Source organism: Streptomyces triticisoli (assembly GCF_003270085.1).
In the GTDB taxonomy this organism is placed as follows: Bacteria; Actinomycetota; Actinomycetes; order Streptomycetales; family Streptomycetaceae; genus Streptomyces; species Streptomyces triticisoli.
The window spans coordinates 1-21,611 of sequence record NZ_QFDQ01000025.1; the positions used below are offsets into that span (position 1 = coordinate 1).

The following is a 21,611-nucleotide window of genomic DNA, read 5'->3' on the forward strand; positions in this document are numbered from 1 at the left end:
ACATTCCGAACCCGGAAGCTAAGCCTCACCGCGCCGATGGTACTGCAGGGGGGACCCTGTGGGAGAGTAGGACGCCGCCGAACTCCTTTTAGAGCTCTGGCTCTTGGGCAACACAGCCCAAGAGCCAGAGCTTTTTTGCATTGAGGTAAAGTCAGGAGGCATCGTCGGCACGTTTTCCCCAGGAGGCCCCCGGGTGGAGGTCCAGGAGACCCAGGTCCAGACGGACAGGGTCCTCACCATCCCGAACATCCTCAGCATGGCACGGCTGCTGGGCGTGCCTCTCTTCCTGTGGCTGATTCTCAGGCCGGAGTTCGGCGGACCCAAGAGCGACGGCTGGGCCCTGCTGGTACTGGCGCTGAGCGGGGTCAGTGACTACCTGGACGGCAAGCTCGCGAGGCGGTGGAACCAGGTCAGCAGCCTCGGCCGGCTGCTCGACCCCGCGGCTGACCGGCTCTATGTTCTCTCCACACTCCTCGGCCTCACCTGGCGCGAGATCCTGCCGCTCTGGCTGACCGCGCTGCTCCTGGCCCGAGAATTGATGTTGCTGGTGGCAGTGGGCGTCCTCAGGCGCCACGGCTACCCGCCGCCGCAGGTCAACTTCCTTGGGAAGGCGGCGACGTTCAACCTGATGTACGCTTTCCCGCTGCTGCTGCTCAGTGACGGCAGCGGTTGGATCGCGTCACTCGCAGCTATTTTCGGATGGGCGTTCGCCGGATGGGGTACAACGCTCTATTGGTGGGCAGGAGTCCTCTACGTGGTACAAGTCCGCCGCTTGGTTCGTGCGGACGCCATGGCCGACTGAGTTCGCCCATTGAGGCAGCCGCAGTGGCTCCGATGGCCCGCTTCGGAAAAGTGCGGGACAATCAGGACGGGTGAAGTCGGCCAGATCGTCGTCTCTGGAGGAGGACGCTTCCGACATGAAGGCCGTCGTGATGGCCGGAGGCGAAGGCACACGCCTTCGCCCGATGACCTCGAGTATGCCCAAACCGCTCCTGCCGGTGGTCAACCGGCCGATCATGGAGCACGTGCTGAGGCTGCTCAAAAGGCATGGGCTGAACGAGACCGTCGTCACGGTCCAGTTCCTGGCTTCGCTGGTCAAGAACTACTTCGGTGACGGCGAGGAGCTCGGGATGGAGCTCAGCTATGCCAATGAGGAGAAGCCACTCGGTACCGCCGGAAGCGTCAAGAACGCCGAGGAGGCATTGAAGGACGATGCCTTCCTCGTCATCTCCGGTGATGCCCTGACCGACTTCGACCTCACCGAGCTGATCAATTTCCACAAGGAAAAGGGTGCGCTGGTGACCGTGTGTCTCACGCGCGTGCCCAATCCGTTGGAATTCGGCATCACCATCGTCGACGAAGAGGGCAAGGTCGAGCGTTTCCTGGAGAAGCCGACCTGGGGTCAGGTCTTCTCCGACACCGTGAACACGGGCATCTATGTGATGGAGCCCGAGGTGTTCAACTATGTCGAGCCGGATGTCCCGGTCGACTGGTCCGGCGATGTCTTCCCGCAGCTGATGAAGGAAGGCAAGCCGATTTACGGCTATGTCGCCGAGGGCTACTGGGAGGACGTCGGCACCCACGAGAGCTATGTGAAGGCGCAGGCCGACGTCCTGGAAGGCAAGGTCGACGTCGAGATCGACGGCTTCGAGATCTCCCCGGGCGTCTGGGTCGCCGAGGGCGCCGAGGTGCACCCGGACGCGGATCTGCGCGGGCCGCTGTACATCGGCGACTACGCCAAGGTGGAGGCCGGCGCCGAAATCCGGGAACACAGCGTCGTCGGCTCCAACGTCGTCGTGAAGAGCGGCGCCTTCCTGCACAAGGCCGTGGTGCACGACAATGTGTACATCGGACAGCACAGCAATCTGCGCGGCTGTGTGGTCGGCAAGAACACCGACATCATGCGCGCGGCGCGGATCGAGGACGGCGCGGTCATCGGTGACGAGTGCCTGATCGGCGAAGAATCGATCGTGCAGGGCAATGTGCGGGTCTACCCGTTCAAGACGATCGAGGCGGGCGCCTTCGTCAACACCTCGGTCATCTGGGAGTCGCGGGGCCAGGCGCACCTCTTCGGGGCGCGTGGAGTGTCCGGCATCCTGAACGTGGAGATCACCCCGGAGCTGGCCGTACGCCTCGCCGGTGCCTATGCGACCACGCTCAAGAAGGGCTCCACGGTCACCACGGCCCGCGACCACTCCCGTGGTGCCCGCGCGCTCAAACGGGCGGTCATCTCGGCCCTCCAGGCCAGCGCGATCGACGTACGGGACCTGGAGAACGTACCGTTGCCCGTCGCCCGGCAGCAGACCGCGCGCGGCAGCGCCGGCGGCATCATGATCCGGACCACGCCCGGGGTGCCGGACTCGGTCGACATCATGTTCTTCGACAGCCAGGGCGCCGATTTGTCCCAGGGCGGTCAGCGGAAGCTGGACCGGATCTTCGCCCGCCAGGAGTACCGGCGCGCGTTCCCGGGCGAGATCGGTGACCTCTACTTCCCGGCCAGCGTCTTTGACGCGTACACCGGTTCGCTGCTGCGTAACGTCGACACCACCGGGATCGCCGAGTCGGGGCTGAAGGTCGTCGTGGACGCCTCGAACGGCAGCTCCGGTCTTGTCCTGCCCAGCCTGCTCGGCAAGCTCGGCGTGGACTCGCTGACGATCAATCCCGGCCTCGACGAGAGCCGGCCGACGGAGACCGCCGAGATGCGGCGCTCGGGCCTGGTGCGGCTGGGCGAGATCGTGGCGTCCTCCGGGGCCGCGTTCGGTGTGCGGTTCGACCCGGTGGGCGAGCGGCTGTCACTCGTCGACGAGAAGGGCCGCATCATCGAGGACGACCGGGCGCTGCTGGTGATGCTCGACCTCGTGGCCGCCGAGCGGCGCAGCGGCCGGGTGGCGCTTCCGGTGACCACCACGCGCATCGCCGAGCAGGTGGCCGCCTACCACGGCACCCAGGTCGAGTGGACGACGACCTCTCCGGACGACCTCACGCGGGTCGGTGGCGAGGAGGGGACGATCTTCGGCGGTGATGGCAAGGGCGGGTTCATCGTCCCGGAGTTCGGCAGTGTCTACGACGGTACGGCGGCCTTCGTACGGCTCATCGGGTTGGTGGCGCGCACGCAGCTCACTCTCAGCCAGATCGACGCCCGGATCCCGCGGGCGCACGTCCTCAAGCGGGACCTGGCGACTCCGTGGGCGGTCAAGGGCCTGGTGATGCGCCGGGTCGTCGAGGAGGCCGGAGACCGCTTCGTGGACACCACGGACGGGGTGCGGGTCGTGGAGGCCGACGGGCGCTGGGTGATGGTCCTGCCGGACCCGGCCGAGGCGGTCACCCACCTGTGGGCCGAGGGGCCCGACGACGCCTCCGCCCAGGCACTGCTGGACGAGTGGTCGGCGGTGGTGGACAGCGCCGGCCGGTAGAACAGGTAGAACACGGCATCGGCCGGTAAAACCGACAAGCCGACCGGTAAAATGGACAGCACGCGCGCGTGCCGGACAAGTGTCCCCCAAGGGGGCCTGTCCGGCATGCCGGTGGGGCCGTTCATAGGTCTCGGTCGCGACGTGCGACGATGTGCGGCATGCCGCAGCAACCCCCCATTCGGAGCAACCCCGCGCGGCCCTCCCGTCCGGATGCTTCCATGTCGTTGATCACCAATGTCATGGATCACAGCCTCGACGACGGCTACGCCGAGGCCGCCGCGCGGAAGAAGGCCGCGGGCGAGAGCGGCGTGCCGAAAACCGTCGGAGCGAAACTGGGGCTGGCGGCCGGCCTGGTGCTGGCCGCGCTGGTCGTGACAGTGGGAGCGGCACAGGCGCGCGTGGCGGCCCCGGTCGTCGCCAAGGAGCGCCAGGAGTTGATCGACCGCATCGACCGCGAGACGGCGGCGGCCGACAGGCTCGAGGACACCGTCGACAAGCTGCGCGACGATGTGAGCGCGCGGCAGCGCCGGGCGCTCCGGCACAGCGGCGGCGACGCCCAGGCCGACCTGGTGGGTGTGCTGGCGGGCGCCACCGAAGTGCACGGGCCCGGTGTGAAGCTCGTCGTGAACGACGCCAGGGAAGTCGGCAGCGGCGGCAGCGGCGGCCCGCGCGGGGCATCGGGTTTCTCCGACACCGGGCGGGTGCGCGACCGGGACATGCAGCGGGTGGTCAACGGGTTGTGGCAGTCGGGGGCCGAGGCCGTCGCGATCAACGGGCAGCGACTGACCGCCCTGTCGGCGATCAGGGCCGCGGGTGACGCCATACTGGTCGACAACAGGCCGCTGGTGCCGCCGTACACGGTGCTCGCGGTGGGGGACGGGAACAGGCTGAGCTCCCGCTTCCAGGACAGCCCCGACGGGCTGTACCTGGATGCTTTGCGGAACAACTACGGCATCCGGACCAGCATCTCCGTGGAGAGCGACCTCCGGCTGCCCGCCGCACCGAGTGTGATCGTACGTACAGCACAGCCGAGCACTGAGAAGGGCACATCGTGATCGCCGTACTGGGCCTCGTCGTGGGAGTGGTGGCCGGCCTGTTGGTCCGGCCCGAGGTTCCGGCGGTCGTCGAGCCTTATCTGCCGATCGCCGTGGTGGCGGCGCTGGACGCCGTCTTCGGTGGTCTGCGGGCCATGCTCGACGGCATCTTCGACGACAAGGTGTTCGTCGTGTCGTTCCTGTCGAACGTGGTCGTCGCCGCGCTGATCGTGTTCCTGGGCGACGAGTTGGGCGTGGGTGCTCAGCTGTCCACGGGGGTCGTGGTCGTCCTCGGCATCCGTATCTTCTCCAACGCCGCGGCGATCCGACGGCACGTGTTCCGGGCGTGAGAGCGATGAACAACCAGGACGAACTGCCCGAGACCGGGCGGAGCGCGGACATCCGCGACGAACGGCCCGAGCCGCGGTCGCTGCGCAGGGAGTTGCCCGAGGAAGTGCCCCCGCCGGCGGCCGTCGAGACCGATGCCGCCTCCGTGGCGGAGGCGACCGCTGCCGACGGCCAAGGCGCCGAGGAGGTCTCCGAGCCCGCGCTGACGGGCCGCCAGCGGCTGGTGAAGGGCCTGTGGCCGCCGCGCTTCACCCGGGCCCAACTCGTCGTCGCCCTACTGCTGTTCGGCCTCGGGTTCGGGCTCGCCGTCCAGGTCGCCTCCAACAGCGACGGTGACAGCGCGCTGCGCGGCGCCCGACAGGAAGATCTTGTTCGCATCCTCGATGAACTGGACGACCGTAATCAGCGTCTTGAGGACGAGAAGCAGGGCCTCGAGAAGCAGCGACAGGAGCTGGAGAACAGTTCGGACCAGGCCGAGGAGGCCCGCAGGCAGACGGCCGAGAAGGAGAAGCAACTCGGCATCCTGGCGGGCACGGTGGGCGCGCAGGGGCCCGGCATAACGATGACGATCGAGGACACGAAGGGGATGGTCCAGGCGGACATGCTGCTCGACGCGATACAGGAGCTGCGCGCGGCTGGTGCGGAGGCGATCCAGATCAACGGGGTACGGGTGGTCGCGGGTACCTATCTGACCGACTCCGGCAAGAGTGTTGCCGTCGACGGGAACAAGATCGGAGCGCCCTATCGTTTCCAGGTCATCGGCAAGCCGCAGGATCTCGAGCCGGCGCTCAACATTCCTGGCGGCGTGGTACAGACTCTCGAGAAGGAGCAGGCCACCGTGACCGTCGAGCAGTCGGACAAGATCGTCGTGGACGCCTTGCGGGCAGCGAAGCGCCCTGACTACGCTCGGTCGTCCCCGCAGTGAACCGGCGGTGCATGGCGGCTGTCCGGCAGGGGCATGAGGTTGCGGGGGGTCGACGCACCGATTGGGTGGTGCGTGGTGGAAACTGTTTGGTGGATACGGACGTTGTGAGGATGTCCGGGTCGACCGGTGTACGCAGTCAGGGTTCGTCCTGCCCCACGGGCGGGTCTGTTTCGGTCAAGGGGAATCGCCCGTGAAGTTGTTTGCGAAGTTGTTCGGCAAGAGCGCGCGAGAGGGCAGCGACAACGCGACGGCCCGCCATCGCGCACAGTCCGAGGCCGAGGACCGGCGTCCGCTGTTCCGGGACCAGGTGGCCGGTCAGGGAAGTGACATTCCAGGTGGTCAGGGCGCGCCGTCGGTTGACCCTGCCCAGTCGGGCGGCATAGGTTTCGGGCAACCGCCAACCTCAGGCACGGGCGGAGGGTTTGCCGCCGACCCGTACGCGTCCGATGCCCCGGCGGGACAGCCGCAGCAGGAGGATCCGCCCATGTCGGCCCTGGTGTGTACGAGGTGCGGTAACCGCAACGCGCAGAACAGCCGCTTCTGCTCCAACTGCGGTGCGCCGTTGCGGGCCGGTGCGACACCGGAGCGTCCCTCGGAGACGACGTCCACGATCTCCATCTCCGGCCTGGAGGCGTACGACGCCGAGACCACCGGCCAGACGCCGATGCTCTCCCCGGAGGCACAGGCGGCCGTCGACGCGCTGCCGCTCGGCTCGGCCCTGCTGGTCGTGCGCCGCGGGCCGAACTCCGGCAGCCGCTTCCTGCTGGACGGCGATCTGACCACGGCCGGGCGTCATCCGCAGAGCGACATCTTCCTGGACGACGTGACGGTCTCGCGCCGCCACGTGGAGTTCCGCCGCAGCCCGGACGGCTCGTTCACGGTGGCCGACGTCGGCAGTCTGAACGGCACGTACGTCAACCGGGAGCGGATCGACCAGGTCGCCCTGTCCAACGGCGACGAGGTGCAGATCGGAAAGTACCGGCTGGTGTTCTACTCGAGCCGGCAGGGCATCTGACCCCCCGGACCGCAGTCCGGGGGATCCCAGGGAAGGTCCATGCTTCGAACATCGAGCGGCGGTGCGGGACACGGCACCGCCGCCGCGGACAGTGGGCTGATCAGCATCGGCACGGTGCTGAACGTGCTGCGTGCAGAGTTCCCCGAGGTCACCATCTCCAAGATCCGTTTCCTGGAGTCGGAGGGGCTCGTCGAGCCGCGGCGGACCCCCTCGGGGTATCGCAAGTTCAGCGCGGACGACGTCGAGCGACTCGCCCTGGTTCTGAGGATGCAGCGTGACCACTACCTGCCGCTGAAGGTGATCCGCGAGTACCTGGAGGCGATGGAGCGCGGCGAGGCGGTCCAGCTGCCGGTGCTCGGCCGGCAGCGCGACGGCGAGGCCGGGGCGCCGGTCGTCGAAGCGCCCACGGCGGCCCGGATCGGGCGGGCCGAGCTGCTCGTGGCCGCCGGGATCGAGGAAGCGGCGCTTCAGGAGTGGGAGTCGTACGGGCTCCTCACCCCGTTGGCGGACGGTTCCTACGACGCCGAGGCGGTGACCGTGGCCTCGCTCGTCTGTGAGCTGGGACGCTTCGGAATCGAGCCACGTCACCTGCGGGTGATGAAGGCGGCCGCCGACCGGGAGGCCGGGCTGGTCGACCAGGTGGTGGCCCCGCTCAAGAGGCACCGCAATCCGCAGACCAGGGCTCATGCCGAAGCCCGCACGAAGGAGCTGGCGGCGCTCACGGTGCGGCTGCACGCGGCCCTGGTGCAGACGGCGCTCGGGGTGCGGCTGCCCTGACCGGGCCGGTCGCGGCGGCCGGATCGTCCCCCCGTTCCCGGCCCGACTACCCAAACGTCCCGGGCACGGCCTAGGGTTGCTGTGTGAACGAGCTCGATGTCGTAGGTGTCCGGGTCGAGATGCCCTCCAACCAACCGATCGTGCTCCTGCGTGAAGTGGGAGGCGACCGTTACCTCCCCATCTGGATCGGGCCGGGGGAGGCGACGGCGATCGCCTTCGCCCAGCAGGGCATGGCCCCTGCCAGGCCGCTGACCCACGACCTGTTCAAGGACGTGCTGGAGGCCGTCGGCCAGGAGCTCACGGAAGTGCGCATCACGGATCTGCGTGAGGGCGTCTTCTACGCGGAGCTGGTCTTCGCCAGCGGGGTCGAAGTGAGCGCCCGGCCGTCCGACGCCATAGCTCTGGCGCTGCGTACCGGAACGCCGATCTTCGGCAGCGACACGGTGCTCGACGACGCGGGTATCGCGATTCCGGACGAGCAGGAGGACGAGGTGGAGAAGTTCCGCGAGTTCCTCGACCAGATCTCGCCGGAGGACTTCGGCAGCAGCAGCCAGTGAGAACCAGCAGCCGGTGAAACGTCCCCGTGTGCCGTCGGCCGTATGGAGTCCTGAGGCCTGCCGCCCGGGCATTCGGCTAGCCTTTCCCGGCATTGGGGTACGCGAAACCACTCTTAGGGTGATTATCACTCGGCGTGCCGAGTGTGGCGATCGTTGACGCACCCCTGGTGACTGCCTACCGTCGAGGAGGCAGGTCGAGGACGGAGGTCGGCGTGAGAAGCAGCGGCGACGGTACGGCTGGGGGTGCCCCCGGACGCGGTGTCCGGGGAAGTCACCCCCAGCAGGGCAGCGCGGCCGATCTCGCTCCGCTGCGACCGACGGCCGTGCCGAGCAGCGGAGGGGCGACGTCCATGACGTCCGAGCAGATCGGCTACCGCGGCCCGACGGCCTGCGCCGCCGCCGGCATCACCTACCGGCAACTGGACTACTGGGCGCGCACCGGCCTGGTGGAGCCGAGTGTGAGGCCCGCCTACGGCTCCGGCACGCAGCGCCTGTACAGCTTCCGCGACGTCGTCGTCCTGAAGATCGTCAAGCGGTTCCTCGACACCGGCGTCTCGCTGCAGAACATCCGTACGGCCGTCCAGCACCTGCGGGAGCGCGGCTTTCGCGACCTGGAGCGGATGACGCTGATGAGCGACGGCGCCACGGTCTACGAGTGCACGTCGCCCGACGAGGTGCACGCCCTGCTCCAGGGGGGCCAGGGGATCTTCGGCATCGCGGTCGGCGTGGTGTGGCGCGATGTGGAGAGCGCGCTGTCGCAGTTGCACGGTGAGCGCATCGACACCGGGGAGACCCTGGTGGGGCACAACCCCGGCGACGAGCTCGCCCGGCGCCGCAACCGCGCGGTCTGACGGCCCGCGGATCGGCGCTCACGCCTCGGGGCCCTCGGAACGGCTCCGCGCGGGGTCCGTTGTCAGTGGCGTGGTGCAGCATCGTGGATGTGAGAAACGCGCCCACGATCCTGCATCTCGACATGGATGCCTTCTTCGCGTCGGTGGAGCAGGCGTCCAAACCGAGCCTGCGCGGGAAGGCCGTCGTCGTGGGCGGGCTCGGACCGCGCGGAGTGGTGGCCACCGCGTCGTACGAGGCGCGGGTCTTCGGCGTCCACTCGGCGATGCCGATGGCCCAGGCACGGCGGCTGGCGCCGAACGCCGCGTACCTGACGCCGCGCTTCGCCTTCTACCGGTCCATCAGCGAGCAGGTGCTGGGGTTGCTGAGGGCCCTGTCGCCGCTGGTGGAGCCACTGAGCCTGGACGAGGCGTTCGTGGACCTGGAGGCCGGGGGAGCGGCCTGGGACGCGGACTCGGCCCGGCTGGCGGGGGCCAGGCTGCGTGCCGACATCCGGGCCGTCACGGGGCTGACCGGCTCCGTGGGGCTGGCCGCCTCCAAGATGCTCGCCAAGGTCGCCTCCGAGAAGGCCAAGCCCGACGGGCTGGTGCTCATCGAGCCCGGCACCGAGCGGGCCCTGCTCGGGCCCATGCCCGTGCGGACCCTGCCGGGCGTCGGGCCGGCGACGGGCGACCATCTGCGGCGGGCCGGGATCCACACCGTCGACGAGCTCGCCGAAGCGGGTGAGGACGAGCTCGTACGGCTGCTGGGCAAGGCGCACGGCCACGCGCTGTACGCCATGGCGATGGCCCACGACGAGCGGTCCGTCGTCGCCGAGCGCGAGGCCAAGTCGGTGTCGGTCGAGGACACCTACGACGTGGACATCCACGACCGCGTCCGGGTTGGCATGGAGGTGCGGCGGCTCGCCGACCGGTGCGTACGGCGGCTGCGCGCGGCCGGGCTGTCGGGACGGACCATCGTGCTGAAAGTGCGCCGCTACGACTTCTCCACCCTGACCCGGTCCGAGACCCTGCGCGGGCCCACGGACGACCCCGCGGTGGTGCGGGAGGCGGCTGCCCGGCTGCTGGGCTCCGTGGACACCACGGGCGGCGTACGGCTGCTCGGCGTGGGCGTGTCCGGACTCGCCGACTACACCCAGGAGGACCTGTTCGCCCAGGCGGCGGGCGCGGAGACCGAGAGCCTTGTCGAAGAGCCGGTGCGGGGGCCGGCCGCGGACCAGCCGGCCCCCGCCGAGCGGCGCTGGCCCGCCGGCCACGACGTGCGGCACGCCGAGTACGGTCACGGCTGGGTCCAGGGCAGCGGGCTCGGCCGCGTCACCGTCCGCTTCGAGACCCCCGGTTCCCCACCGGGCCGGATACGCACCTTTCCCACCGACGACCCGGACCTGGAACCGGCGGACCCTCTCCCCCTGGTGCACCGCATACTCCCAGGCCCCGAGGACACGGCGCTGTCGGGGGCCGGGGCGGACGGTCGCGTGTCCTCGCAGGCTGCCGTCGAAGGGGGCTGACGCTGCCCGGGGGTCAGGTCTCGTCCGGGCCCGAGCCGGAGCCCGCCAGGTTGCCGAAGTCGCGGTCCGGGGAGGCGGGGGAAGGGGCGACGTCCAGGCCGTAGTGGTGGTAGAGCTGCAGTTCCTGCTCGGGCGAGAGGTGGCGGCCCACGCCGAAGTCGGGGGCCGCCTTGATCAGGGAGCGGTCGAAGGGGACCCGCAGCGTCCCCTCGACCAGCTCGCTGGGTTCCAGGGGCACGAAGGCGTCCCGGGAGAACAGGCCGGTGCGTATGGCCGCCCACTCCGGTACACCGGTCGCGTCGTCGAGGTAGACCTCGTCCACCGTGCCGATCTTGTGGCCATTGCGGTCGAACGCCTTGCGGCCGATCAGGTTGCGCGGATCGATCTCGGTCTGCACGGTCCCTCCACATGGTCGCAATTCATCCGTAACCACTACAAAAGAGCACAATCGGTATGACGGCCACTCGAAGGCCCCGGCACCCGCCCCGCTGGTACGCTGGCAGCGGCTGCTGACCCCGTGCGGGAGAGCCCTCCGGCACCACCGGAGGCGCCGAAGGAGCAAATCCTCCCCGGAATCTCTCAGGCACACGTACCGCACGGACGAGGTCACTCTGGAAAGCAGAGCGGGTGTCGACGGCGTCCGCTCTCACCGACGGTGAAAACCGGGAGCCCGCGGGCAGCCCGGTGAAGCTCTCAGGTTGAGATGACAGAGGGGGAGGCCGTCGGGGCACCCGTGCCGTGGTGTCCCTCGAAGGTCGTGTCAGACCAGGAGGCCTCCGTAATGACCGCCCAGCGCATTCCGCTCTCCGAGCTCGAACAGGGCATCCCCTTCGAGCAGCGCCACATCGGGCCCGACCAGGAGGCGCGGGCCAAGATGCTCGCGCAGGTCGGCTACGGCTCGCTCGACGAGCTCACGACCGCCGCGGTGCCCGATGTCATCAAGAGCGCCGAGGCGCTCGACCTGCCGGGTGCCCGCACCGAGCCCGAGGTGCTGGCCGAGCTGCGTTCCCTCGCCGACCGCAACCAGGTCCTCGGCTCGATGATCGGACTCGGCTACTACGGCACCTTCACCCCGCCGGTCATCCTGCGCAACGTCATGGAGAACCCGGCCTGGTACACCGCCTACACCCCGTACCAGCCGGAGATCTCCCAGGGCCGCCTCGAGGCGCTGCTGAACTTCCAGACCATGGTCGCCGACCTCACCGGCCTGCCGACCTCCGGCGCCTCCCTGCTCGACGAGGGCACCGCCGCCGCCGAGGCCATGGCGCTGTCCCGGCGCATGGGCAGGAACAAGAAGGGCCTGTTCCTGGTCGACGCGGACGCGCTGCCGCAGACCATCGCCGTCATCCAGACCCGCGCCGAGCCGACCGGCGTCGAGGTCGTCGTCGCCGACCTGACCGAGGGCATCCCGGCGGACATCGCCGAACGCGAGATCAACGGCGTACTCCTGCAGTACCCGGGCGCCTCCGGTGCCGTACGCGACCTGAAGCCCGTCATCGACCAGGCGCACGAACTGGGCGCCCTGGTCACCGTCGCCGCCGACCTGCTCGCCCTCACGCTGCTGAAGTCGCCGGGCGAGCTGGGCGCGGACATCGCGGTCGGCACCACCCAGCGCTTCGGCGTGCCGATGGGCTTCGGCGGTCCGCACGCCGGCTACATGGCGGTGCGCGAGAAGTTCGCCCGCAGCCTGCCCGGCCGCCTGGTCGGCGTCTCGGTCGACGCCGACGGCGACCAGGCCTACCGCCTCGCCCTGCAGACGCGCGAGCAGCACATCCGCCGCGAGAGGGCCACCAGCAACATCTGCACCGCCCAGGTGCTGCTCGCCGTCATGGCCGGCATGTACGCCGTCCACCACGGCCCCGCGGGCCTGAAGACCATCGCCCGGCGCACCCACCGCTACGCCACGATCCTCGCCGAAGGGCTCAAGGCCGGTGGTGCCGAGCTCGTCCACGGCGCCTACTTCGACACGCTGACCGTCAAGGCCGAGGGGCGGGCCGCCGAGGTCGTCGCCGCCGCACGCGAGGGCGGCGTCAACCTGCGACTCGTCGACGCCGACCAGGTCTCCATCGCCTGCGACGAGACCACCACGCGTGAGCAGCTGAGCGCCGTGTGGACCGCCTTCGGAGTCGAGGGCGACACCGAGGCACTGGACGCCGCGGCCGAGGAGGCCCTGCCCGAGGCGCTGCTGCGCACCGACGCCTACCTCACCCACCCCGTCTTCCACCAGCACCGCTCCGAGACCGCGATGCTGCGCTACCTGCGCCGGCTCGCCGACCGTGACTACGCGCTCGACCGCGGCATGATCCCGCTGGGCTCCTGCACCATGAAGCTCAACGCGACCACCGAGATGGAGCCGGTCACCTGGCCGGAGTTCGGCGGACTGCACCCCTTCGCGCCCGCCGAGCAGGCGCAGGGCTACCTCACGCTCATCCGGGAGCTGGAGGACCGTCTCGCCGAGGTCACCGGCTACGACAAGGTCTCCCTGCAGCCGAACGCCGGATCCCAGGGCGAGCTGGCCGGTCTACTCGCCGTGCGTGCCTACCACCGCGCGAACGGCGACGAGCAGCGCACGGTCTGCCTCATCCCGTCCTCCGCGCACGGCACCAACGCAGCCAGCGCCGTGATGGCCGGCATGAAGGTCGTCGTGGTCAAGACCGCCGAGGACGGCGAGATCGACATCGAGGACCTGCGGGCGAAGATCGAGCAGTACCGCGACGAGCTCGCGGTGCTGATGATCACCTACCCGTCCACGCACGGCGTGTTCGAGGAGCATGTCGCCGACATCTGCGCGGCCGTCCACGAGGCCGGCGGCCAGGTGTACGTCGACGGCGCCAATCTCAACGCCCTGGTCGGCCTCGCCAAGCCGGGCCACTTCGGCGGCGACGTCTCCCACCTGAACCTGCACAAGACGTTCTGCATCCCGCACGGCGGCGGCGGTCCGGGCGTCGGCCCGGTGGCCGTACGCTCCCACCTGGCGCCGTACCTGCCCAACCACCCGATGCAGCCCGAGGCCGGTCCCGGCACCGGAGTCGGCCCGGTCTCGGCCGCGCCGTGGGGCTCGGCGGGCATCCTGCCGATCTCCTGGGCGTACGTCCGTCTGATGGGCGGCGAGGGCCTCAAGCGGGCCACGCAGGTGGCCGTCCTGTCCGCCAACTACATCGCCAAGCGCCTCGAGCACCACTACCCGGTGCTCTACACCGGCCCCGGCGGCCTGGTCGCGCACGAGTGCATCATCGACCTGCGGCCGCTGACCAAGGCGACCGGCGTGACCGTGGACGACATCGCCAAGCGGTTGATCGACTACGGCTTCCACGCGCCGACGATGTCCTTCCCGGTGGCCGGCACGCTCATGATCGAGCCGACCGAGTCCGAGGACCTGGCCGAGCTGGACCGGTTCTGCGAGGCGATGATCGCGATCCGCGCCGAGGTCGAGAAGGTCGCCTCCGGCGAGTGGCCCGCGGACGACAACCCGCTGCGGAACGCCCCGCACACCGCCGCCGCGCTCGGCGGCCAGTGGGAGCACGCCTACAGCCGTGAGGAGGCCGTCTTCCCGGCCGGTGTCCCGGTCGCCGACAAGTACTGGCCGCCGGTGCGCCGTATCGACCAGGCCTTCGGTGACCGGAACCTGGTCTGTTCCTGCCCGCCGCTGGACGCGTACGAGGACTGAGCGCCGTAGGCCCTGTCGTCGCATTCCCGCCTGCCGCGCGGCCCGCCCTTCGGGCGGACGACGGGAACGGGAAGACAGGGCCCGGCACATGTGAGGGGCCCCGCCCCGGCCGTTTCGTTTCGAGGCCGGGGCGGGGCCCTCGTCCTGTGCGGGCGGGTCAGGCCGGGTAGGCGTGGGTCTGCGCCGCCTTGACGGCTGCCCAGACCACCGCACCCGGGTGCAGGTCGAGTTCGGCGGCGGCGACGGTGGTCAGATCGGCGGCGAGGGGGAGGGCGCCGGTGAGGTCCGCGCGGATCTGGTTGCCGTGGGTCTCCAGGCCGGCGACCTCGCAGCGCCACAGGTTGCGCGCGCTGGAGCCGGTGGGGCGGTCCCGGTGGAGGGTGACCGCGCCCGGCGGGAAGGCCACGAACACCGGTCCGGACAGGTCCTCGGTGGTGGTGAGCGCGGGGCCGTCCTCCAGCCGGACGGTGTGCCCGTCGGCCCGGCCGCGGTAGAGGTTGAGGCCGACCAGTTGCGCGATGTAGTCCGTGCGCGGGCGGCGGGCGATGTCGGACGGGGTGCCCTCCTGGACGACCCGGCCGTGCTCGACGACGACCAGCCGGTCGGCCAGCACCATCGCGTCCAGCGGGTCGTGGGTGACCAGGACGGCCACGGCCTCGAACTCGGCGAGGTGCCGCCTCAGCTGCGCGCGGACCTCCAGGCGGGTACGGGCGTCGAGCGCGGCGAGCGGCTCGTCGAGGAGCAGCAGCCGGGGCCGGGTGGCCAGGGCGCGGGCGAGGGCCACGCGCTGGGCCTGGCCGCCGGACAGACGGCGGGGCTTGGCACCGGAGTGACCGGCCAGGCCCATGCGGGTCAGCCACTCGGCGGCCTGCGCGCGGGCCTCGGCCTTGGTCGCGCCCCGACAGCGCGGTCCGAACGCGACGTTGTCCAGGGCGGACAGGTGCGGGAAGAGCAGGTAGTCCTGGAAGACGACCCCGACCGGCCGCGCCTCGGGCGGCGTACGGTCCAGGGCGGCGCCGTCCAGGCGCAGGTGCCCGCCGGTGAGCGGGTCCAGGCCGGCGAGCGCGCGCAGGGCCGTGGTCTTGCCGGCGCCGTTCGGGCCGAGCAGCGCGACGACGTCCCCGGGGGCGGCGGTCAGGGCCACGTCGAGGCGGAAGGTGCCGCGGTCGACGACGAGGCGGGCGTCCAGGCCCTGGCCGGGCAGGTCCAGGGCGCGGAGGCCGGCCGGGGTCTCGTCGATGTCGGTCATGAGGTGACCGTCCTGGAAGCGGGGCGGATCCTGATCGGGAGCGAAGCCGTGGTCATGTGGAGGCCGTCGTCCAACGGTCCCGCAGACCCGCAAGTACCGCGATCGACACCGCCAGCAGCACCAGGCTCAGGGCGATCGCGGCGGCCGGGTCGTTCTGCAGGGCCAGATAGACCGCCAGCGGCATGGTCTGCGTACGGCCGGGGAAGTTGCCCGCGAACGTGATCGTCGCGCCGAACTCGCCGAGCGCCCGCGCCCAGGCGAGTACGGCGCCCGCGGCGATGCCGGGCGCGATCAGCGGCAGGGTGACCCGGCGGAACGCGGTGAAGCGGGAGGCGCCCAGCGTGGTGGCCGCCTCCTCGTAGCGCGGGTCGGCGGCCCGTAGCGTGCCCTCGACACTGATGACGAGGAACGGCATGGCCACGAACGTCTCCGCGACCACCACCCCGGCGGTGGTGAACGGCAGAGTGATCCCGAACCAGGCGTCCAGCCACTGCCCGACGACGCCGTTCCGGCCCAGTGCCAGCAGCAGGGCCACGCCGCCCACTACCGGGGGCAGCACGAGCGGCAGGGTCACCAGGGCCCGTACCAGCCCGCGCCCGGGGAAGTCCGTACGGGCCAGCAGCCAGGCCAGTGGGACGCCGAGGACCAGGCTCACGGCGGTGGCGGCGGTGGCGCTGACCAGGGACAGCTGGAGCGCCTGCCACACCTCGGCGCTGGTCAGCTGCTCCGGCAGGCTGCGCCAGGGGGCCCGGATCAGCAGGGCGAGCAGCGGCAGCAGCAGGAAGGCCAGGCCCACCAGGGCCGGGAGCATCAGGGGCAGGGGCGCGCCTCGGCGGGGGCGGCCGTGCCGTGACCTGTTCTCCGGGGTCACGGTGTGGGCCTGGGCCGGCTCGGTCATGGTTTCAGGAATCCTGCCCGGGCCAGCACCTTCTGGCCCTCGGCGGACGTCACCAGCTGGATGAACGCCTTGGCCGCCGTGGCGTGGGGCGCGTTCTTGAGCAGGGTGATCGGGTAGTCGTTGACGGCCTCGGCCGATTCGGGGAACTCCACGCCCCGGACCCTGTCACCGGCCGCCCTCACGTCGGTCCTGTAGACGACGGCCGCGTCGGCCTCCTTCAGCTCCACCTTGGTCAGGGCGCTCTTGACGTCCTGCTCGTAGGAGACGGGTGTGAGGCGGAGGCCGCTCGCGGCGAACGCCTTCTGCGCGGCGGCGCCGCAGGGCACCGTCCTGTCGCACAGGGCGACCTTCAGACCGGACCGGGTGAGATCCCTCAGGGAGGAGATCTTGTGGGGGTTGCCCGGCAGGGTCGCGATCTCCAGCCGGTTCCGGGCGAAGGTGACCGGCGTGCCGGCCGTGTCCTGCTTGTCGGTCACGATCGCCATGGTCCTGGTACTGGCGGCGGCGAACACGTCGGCGGGGGCGCCGCCGGTGATGCCCGCGGCGAGGGTGTCGCTGCCGCTGAAGCTGAAGGTGACCTTGGTGCCCGGATGCTGTTGCTCGAACTTCTTGCCGAGCATCGTGAAGCTCTCCTTCAGCGAGGCGGCGGCGAAGACGGTGACCGTGCCGGACAGCGTCGGCGTGCCGTTCGCCGAGGAGCCGGAGTCCCCCGACGAGCCCGTGGGGGAGGAGCAGGCGCTCAGCGCCAGCAGCGCCGCGGCGCCCGTGCCGGCCACCTGCAGCGTCCTGGTCCGGTGTGCGGAACGGGTCGTCATGCCGTGATGATACTGCCGCAACTGCCAGGTGCAGCCCCTTGTCGCATCGCATGAGCTGGGCAGAGTTCGCCTCAGGTTGGCATATGCGACTCCACTTCCCGGTCGGTCACGTCCGGTCGATATGGACGTTTGTCGACTTCACCCGGGCAGTGGCCTCCATGCCGACCTCCAGGCCCAGCTCCTCGACGGCCTCCCGGGTCAGCAGCGAGACCAGGCGGTGCGGGCCGGCCTGGATCTCGACCTGGGCCGCGACGTCACCGAGCTTGACGGCGGTCACGATCCCCGGGAAGGCGTTGCGGACCGAGGTGTACGAGGGGGCCTCCTCGCCGCCCCCGGTCCTGGCGAGCTCGACGGAGAAGGCGGCGAGATCCCGCCCGTCGATGAGCCGGCGTCCGCTGTCGTCGCGGTGGGTGGTCACCCGGCCGGCGTCCGCCCAGCGGCGCGCGGTGTCCGGGCTGACGCCGAGCAGTCGGGCCGCCTGCCCGATCGTGTAGGACTGCATGCCGGTCACGATAGAGCCGGGGGCGGCGCACGGTGACCCGGGGCCGGTCACCGGTGGGCGTGGCTCAGCCGGTGTGCACGCGCGGGCGCCGGGCACGGTCCGGCTCCGCCTCGCGCAGCACCTCGCGGGTGACCGGAGCGACCTCGCCCTGGCCGAAGAGGAAGAAACGCAGGAAGTTGGCGAGGGGGTTGCCCTCCGTCCACTGGAAGTAGATGTGCGGGATGCGGCCCGTCCTCTCCCGGACGTGGAGGAGGAGGGCGGCCAGGGCGTTGGGGACGGAGGAGGACTCCAGGGTCAGCACCCGGTAGCGGTCGTGCACGACCTCGCCACGCACCGTCAGGCCGGCCTCGAACTCCGAGGGGTCGGTGACCGTCACCTCGACGAAGACGAAGTCCTCCGTGGCCGGGATGTCGTTCTCGCTGTGGATCTGCTCGAGCTTGTCGCGGTACTCGGCCTTGTCCCGCCGGTGGGGTTCGTGGGCGATGAACCGGATCTTGCGGCTGGCGATGTCCCTGACGAACCGTTCGGCCATGTCGTCCAACGTCACACTGGTCACCCGCAGCTCGAAGGAGCGGGCCAGCCGCGACAGCAGCGAGACCAGGATGATGCCGGCGATGAAGCAGGCGCCGATCTTCACGCCGTCGGGGCGCTCGATGATGTTGACGACGGTGGTGTAGAGGAAGACGGCCGAGATCACACCGAACGCGATGGTCCAGTTGTGCTGGCCGGCCTTGCGGGCGGCGATGGTCACCGCGATCGCCGCGGAGCTGATCAGTACGAGCACGCCGGTGGCGTACGCGCCGCCCTGCCTGTCGACGTTGGCGTCGAAGATCCAGGTGACCAGGAAGCCGATCAGGGTGAAGATGATGACCATCGGGCGGACCGCCCTGGCCCAGTGCGGGGCCATGCCGTAGCGGGGCAGGTACCGCGGCATCAGGTTGAGCAGCCCGGCCAGCGCGGAGGCGCCCGCGAACCACAGGATCAGGATGGTCGAGATGTCGTAGACCGTGCCGAAGCCGTTGCCGAGGTACGCGTGCGCCAGGTAGGCCAGCGCACGTCCGTTGGCCTGGCCGCCGGGCTTGAACTCCTGCGCCGGGATCAGCAGCGTGGTGATGAAGCTGGTGGTGATCAGGAAGCCGCTCATGATCAACGCGGCCGTGGTGAGCAGCTTCCTGGTGTCCCGGATCCGGCCGGTCGGCCGCTCCTCGGTGTCGTCCGGGTCGCCCCGCACATGCGGCATGACGGCGACGCCGGTCTCGAAGCCGGACAGGCCGAGCGCGAGCTTGGGGAAGACGATCAGGGCGACGCCGACCATGAGGAGGACGTTGCCGTGCTGGGCGGTCAGGGCGCCGGTCCAGTCGGTGACCACGTGACCGGCGGTGAGGACGTGCGCCAGGCCGACGACCACCACGACGGCGTTCAGCGTGAGATAGGCGCCGACCAGCACGAACGCCACGCCGATCGCCTCCACGAAGCCCTTGAGGAAGACCCCGCCGAGCAGTGCGATGAGGAGCAGTGTGATCAGCATCTGATGGCCGTGCAGCGTGCTTGTCAGATGCGGGTTCTGCACCAGGTGGGTGGAGGCGTCGGCGGCCGACAGGGTCATGGTGATCAGGAAGTCGGTGGCGGCGAAGCCGAGCAGGGTGAGCACGAACAGCTTGCCCTGCCAGAACGACAGCAGCCGCTCCAGCATCGCGATCGAACCCGCGCCGTGGGGGCTCTCCACAGCCACCCTGCGGTACACCGGCAGGGCGCCCACGAGGGTGACGAGGACCAGGACGAGGGTGGCGATCGGAGACAGCAGGCCGGCCGCGAGGGCCGCGATGCCGGGCTGGTAGCCGAGGGTCGAGAAGTAGTCCACGCCGGTCAGGCACATCACTCTGTACCACCGCTGTCCCCTGTGCGGGTGCTCCGGCACGGCGTGCGGGGCCTGCTGAATCCCCTTGCCCATGTCGGACAGGCCCTCCAGCATCCAGGCGCGCAGACGGCTGGGAGGGCGTTCGGTGGTGGTCATGGCCCTGCTCCTGAGGGGCGGCTCCGCGTGTGGATCGGGCCAGCACGCGGACAGGCCACCAGCGTATGCGGAGAGTGACACGGAGGCCCACGGATACCCGGGTGAATGAGCATCAATCTTCTGTTAAGAACGGCCGCGACGGCCCTGAACCCACCGTGGTACCAGGCAAGCCGCGGTTTTCTGCCCGCCCTGGGCCGTACGGGGAACGGGCGGCCACGCGGACCGGGGCGGACACTCAGCGTCATGATTCCGGGCGCGAGACCCGCGTAAGGGGAACGTCAAGCCGGTCGAGCAGGCCGGCCGAGGTGGTGAAGACCGACCCCACGCCCGGCTCCGAGGTGAAGCCTCCCAGGTGCCGGCCGACGCCGTGACCTCCTCGGGGTCCGGGCCCCGACCGGACGTCTCCCCGGCGTACGCGCGTCTCCAGGCCCACCGGGGCGCCGGGCGCGACCACCTGCCGGTCGCCCGGATCGAGCAGCAGGTGCGGGAGCACACCGAGGGCCGCACCCTCGGCCGTATCGGCGAGCCGCATGTCAACGTCCTCCAACTCAGCCTCGCGCTCAGGGAGTTGACCACGAGCCGCTGACGGCGGCCCGGCGTCCGCGCTCCCTTGTCCCTGTCCGGAGCCGCGCCTACAGTGCGACTCCGTAAGCTTCGCCTTCCGCGGCGAAAGTTTCGAGAAGCCTCGGCGAAGGGACTTCACGCCCGTGCGGACGTACCACAACCCCGTGATCGGCGGCTTCCATCCCGACCCCAGCGTGTGCCGGGTGGGCGAGGACTACTACCTGGTGTGCTCCAGCTTCGAGTACTTTCCCGGAGTCCCGCTGTTCCACAGCCGCGACCTGGTCAACTGGCGACAGATCGGCAACGTCCTGGACCGGCCGGGGCAGTTGGCCCTGCCGGATGACCTCCCGGCCTCCGCCGGCATCTACGCGCCGACGATCCGCCACCACGACGGCCGCTTCCACGTGATCACCACCAGCGTCGGCGGCGGGGGAACCTTCCTGGTCGGCGCCGAACGTCCCGAGGGCCCGTGGTCCGACCCGGTCTGGATCGATCTGCCCGGGATCGACCCCGACCTGGCCTGGGACGACGAGGGGAACTGCTGGTGCGCCCTGGCCGGAGTGGGACTGGCCCGCATCGACCCGGCGACCGGCAAGGTGCTGGAGGGGCCGCTGCCGGTGTGGTCCGGGACCGGAATGCAGCACCCCGAGGCACCGCACCTGTACCGGATCGGCGACTGGTGGTACCTGATGCTGGCCGAGGGCGGTACCGGGCACGGTCACAGCGTCTCGATCGCCCGCTCCCGCTCCCCGCGCGGGCCCTACGAACCGGCGCCGCACAACCCGGTCCTGTCCCACCGCAGTACCGACCTGCCCGTCCAGTGCACCGGCCACGGCGACCTGGTCCAGGCGACCGACGGCACCTGGTGGATGGTGCTGCTCGGCACCCGCCCCCGGGGCTGGTTCCCGGAGTTCCACGTACTCGGCCGGGAGACCTTCCTGGTTCCGGTGGAGTGGGTGGACGGGTGGCCGCGGGTCGGTCCGGTGCGCGAGCGGCACCCGGCGCCCGCGGCCTGGCACCCCCTGCCCTCGCCGCCCGAGCGGGACGACTTCGACGCGCCCGCCCTGGCGCCGTACTGGATCTCCCCGCGCGGCAGGCCGGACGGCTCCTGGTCGCTGACCCGGCGCCCCGGGTGGCTGACGTTGACCGCGACCGGCGACAGTCTCGACCGGCCCGGCCACACCTTCGTCGGACGCCGGCAGCAGCACCCCGACTGCCGGGTGGTGGCGCGGGTCGAGGCCGGCTCGGGCAGGGCCGGACTCTCCGTCCGCCTGGACGAGGCGCACCACTACGACCTGGAAGTGGGCGGGGGAGGCGTGAGCGTGGTCGCCCGGATCGGGCCGCTGTGCCAGCGGATCGCCCAGCACCCGGTGCCCTCCGGCCCACTCACCCTCGCCGTGGACGTCCGCACGGACGACGTACCTCCGCCCACGGCCACCGCCCTGGGCCGGCCGGCCTCCGGAGTGAGGCCGGCCGG

18 protein-coding genes, 1 rRNA gene, 1 pseudogene and 1 riboswitch are annotated in these 21,611 nt (G+C 70.5%); of the genes and pseudogenes, 14 read left to right on the top strand and 6 right to left on the bottom strand.

Annotated elements, in window-relative coordinates; genetic code table 11:
• The 11 genes and pseudogenes from rrf to DEP02_RS05010 all read left to right on the top strand — a co-directional run.
• A 5S ribosomal RNA gene (gene rrf, locus DEP02_RS04960) occupies window positions 1–83 on the top strand; the annotation flags it as partial.
• 110 nt (window positions 84–193) lie between these two features.
• Entirely contained in the window at window positions 194–802 is a 609-nt protein-coding gene (clsA, locus tag DEP02_RS04965) for a cardiolipin synthase ClsA (RefSeq protein WP_112466099.1), read from the top strand.
• A 115-nt stretch (window positions 803–917) separates the two neighbouring features.
• A complete protein-coding gene (locus tag DEP02_RS04970) occupies window positions 918–3,413 on the top strand; it encodes a mannose-1-phosphate guanyltransferase (RefSeq protein WP_112466100.1) in 2,496 nt (831 codons plus the stop codon).
• Between the two features lie 149 nt (window positions 3,414–3,562).
• Window positions 3,563–4,468: a DUF881 domain-containing protein gene (locus tag DEP02_RS04975; RefSeq protein ID WP_112466101.1), complete on the top strand. Its 906-nt coding sequence runs from the start codon at window positions 3,563–3,565 to the stop codon at window positions 4,466–4,468.
• Window positions 4,465–4,797 carry a small basic family protein gene (locus tag DEP02_RS04980; protein WP_030808725.1) on the top strand — a complete coding sequence of 111 codons (333 nt, stop codon included), beginning with the start codon at window positions 4,465–4,467 and terminating at the stop codon, window positions 4,795–4,797. The genes DEP02_RS04975 and DEP02_RS04980 overlap by 4 nt, the downstream gene beginning before the upstream one ends.
• Window positions 4,798–4,802: 5 nt before the next feature.
• Window positions 4,803–5,720 (top strand): DUF881 domain-containing protein, encoded by a 918-nt coding sequence (locus tag DEP02_RS04985; RefSeq protein ID WP_112466102.1) that lies wholly within the window; start codon window positions 4,803–4,805, stop codon window positions 5,718–5,720.
• Between the two features lie 61 nt (window positions 5,721–5,781).
• Window positions 5,782–6,735: an FHA domain-containing protein gene (locus DEP02_RS04990; protein WP_112466103.1), complete on the top strand. Its 954-nt coding sequence runs from the start codon at window positions 5,782–5,784 to the stop codon at window positions 6,733–6,735.
• Window positions 6,736–6,774: 39 nt separating this feature from the next.
• Window positions 6,775–7,512, top strand: coding sequence for a transcriptional regulator FtsR (ftsR, locus tag DEP02_RS04995; protein WP_112466104.1), 738 nt, complete (start codon window positions 6,775–6,777; stop codon window positions 7,510–7,512).
• A gap of 83 nt (window positions 7,513–7,595) precedes the next feature.
• The gene (locus DEP02_RS05000) at window positions 7,596–8,069 is read left to right on the top strand and encodes a bifunctional nuclease family protein (protein ID WP_111002881.1); all 474 of its coding nucleotides are present in this window, start codon (window positions 7,596–7,598) and stop codon (window positions 8,067–8,069) included.
• A 212-nt stretch (window positions 8,070–8,281) separates the two neighbouring features.
• A complete protein-coding gene (locus tag DEP02_RS05005) occupies window positions 8,282–8,920 on the top strand; it encodes a MerR family transcriptional regulator (RefSeq protein WP_112466105.1) in 639 nt (212 codons plus the stop codon).
• Window positions 8,921–9,009: 89 nt separating this feature from the next.
• Window positions 9,010–10,529: pseudogene (locus tag DEP02_RS05010) on the top strand (DNA polymerase IV).
• Here DEP02_RS05010 and DEP02_RS05015 read toward each other — a convergent pair.
• On the bottom strand, window positions 10,439–10,822 hold the full coding sequence (locus DEP02_RS05015; protein ID WP_112466106.1) for a PRC-barrel domain-containing protein: 384 nt from the start codon (window positions 10,820–10,822) through the stop codon (window positions 10,439–10,441). The pseudogene DEP02_RS05010 and the gene DEP02_RS05015 overlap by 91 nt on opposite strands.
• Before the next feature lie 113 nt (window positions 10,823–10,935).
• Window positions 10,936–11,030: riboswitch (glycine riboswitch) on the top strand.
• Window positions 11,031–11,206: 176 nt separating this feature from the next.
• On the opposite strand from DEP02_RS05015, the gene gcvP reads away from it, so the two are divergent.
• Window positions 11,207–14,092 (top strand): aminomethyl-transferring glycine dehydrogenase, encoded by a 2,886-nt coding sequence (gene gcvP, locus DEP02_RS05020; RefSeq protein ID WP_112466114.1) that lies wholly within the window; start codon window positions 11,207–11,209, stop codon window positions 14,090–14,092.
• A gap of 157 nt (window positions 14,093–14,249) precedes the next feature.
• On the opposite strand, the gene DEP02_RS05025 is transcribed toward gcvP, so the two are convergent.
• The 5 genes from DEP02_RS05025 to DEP02_RS05045 form a co-directional block, all read right to left on the bottom strand.
• The gene (locus DEP02_RS05025; protein WP_112466107.1) at window positions 14,250–15,341 is read right to left on the bottom strand and encodes an ABC transporter ATP-binding protein; all 1,092 of its coding nucleotides are present in this window, start codon (window positions 15,339–15,341) and stop codon (window positions 14,250–14,252) included.
• A gap of 52 nt (window positions 15,342–15,393) precedes the next feature.
• Window positions 15,394–16,239, bottom strand: a complete 846-nt coding sequence (locus tag DEP02_RS05030) for an ABC transporter permease (RefSeq protein ID WP_112466108.1) — start codon at window positions 16,237–16,239, stop codon at window positions 15,394–15,396.
• Complete coding sequence (gene modA, locus DEP02_RS05035; RefSeq protein ID WP_112466109.1) at window positions 16,236–17,054, bottom strand: molybdate ABC transporter substrate-binding protein; 819 nt, start codon at window positions 17,052–17,054, stop codon at window positions 16,236–16,238. Before modA ends, DEP02_RS05030 begins: the two co-directional genes overlap by 4 nt.
• 106 nt (window positions 17,055–17,160) lie before the next feature.
• Window positions 17,161–17,556: a TOBE domain-containing protein gene (locus tag DEP02_RS05040; protein WP_112466110.1), complete on the bottom strand. Its 396-nt coding sequence runs from the start codon at window positions 17,554–17,556 to the stop codon at window positions 17,161–17,163.
• Window positions 17,557–17,620: 64 nt separating this feature from the next.
• The gene (locus DEP02_RS05045; protein WP_112466111.1) at window positions 17,621–19,570 is read right to left on the bottom strand and encodes an APC family permease; all 1,950 of its coding nucleotides are present in this window, start codon (window positions 19,568–19,570) and stop codon (window positions 17,621–17,623) included.
• Between the two features lie 352 nt (window positions 19,571–19,922).
• Between DEP02_RS05045 and DEP02_RS05050 the strand changes: the two genes are divergently transcribed.
• Both DEP02_RS05050 and DEP02_RS05055 read left to right on the top strand, forming a co-directional pair.
• A complete protein-coding gene (locus DEP02_RS05050) occupies window positions 19,923–20,156 on the top strand; it encodes a potassium-transporting ATPase subunit C (protein WP_112466112.1) in 234 nt (77 codons plus the stop codon).
• A 121-nt stretch (window positions 20,157–20,277) separates the two neighbouring features.
• Window positions 20,278–21,611: glycoside hydrolase family 43 protein (locus tag DEP02_RS05055; RefSeq protein WP_112466113.1), on the top strand; the 1,334-nt coding region annotated here is incomplete at its 3' end.

What these genes read in the sequence shown, in the direction of transcription:
- modA (WP_112466109.1), bottom strand. Translation starts at nt 17,054, where the DNA reads ATGACGACCCGTTCCGCACACCGGACCAGGACGCTGCAGGTGGCCGGC.
- DEP02_RS05025 (WP_112466107.1), bottom strand. Translation starts at nt 15,341, where the DNA reads ATGACCGACATCGACGAGACCCCGGCCGGCCTCCGCGCCCTGGACCTG.
- DEP02_RS05030 (WP_112466108.1), bottom strand. Translation starts at nt 16,239, where the DNA reads ATGACCGAGCCGGCCCAGGCCCACACCGTGACCCCGGAGAACAGGTCA.
- DEP02_RS04985 (WP_112466102.1), top strand. Translation starts at nt 4,803, where the DNA reads ATGAACAACCAGGACGAACTGCCCGAGACCGGGCGGAGCGCGGACATC.
- DEP02_RS04970 (WP_112466100.1), top strand. Translation starts at nt 918, where the DNA reads ATGAAGGCCGTCGTGATGGCCGGAGGCGAAGGCACACGCCTTCGCCCG.
- DEP02_RS05040 (WP_112466110.1), bottom strand. Translation starts at nt 17,556, where the DNA reads ATGCAGTCCTACACGATCGGGCAGGCGGCCCGACTGCTCGGCGTCAGC.
- DEP02_RS05045 (WP_112466111.1), bottom strand. Translation starts at nt 19,570, where the DNA reads ATGACCACCACCGAACGCCCTCCCAGCCGTCTGCGCGCCTGGATGCTG.
- ftsR (WP_112466104.1), top strand. Translation starts at nt 6,775, where the DNA reads ATGCTTCGAACATCGAGCGGCGGTGCGGGACACGGCACCGCCGCCGCG.
- gcvP (WP_112466114.1), top strand. Translation starts at nt 11,207, where the DNA reads ATGACCGCCCAGCGCATTCCGCTCTCCGAGCTCGAACAGGGCATCCCC.
- DEP02_RS04975 (WP_112466101.1), top strand. Translation starts at nt 3,563, where the DNA reads ATGTGCGGCATGCCGCAGCAACCCCCCATTCGGAGCAACCCCGCGCGG.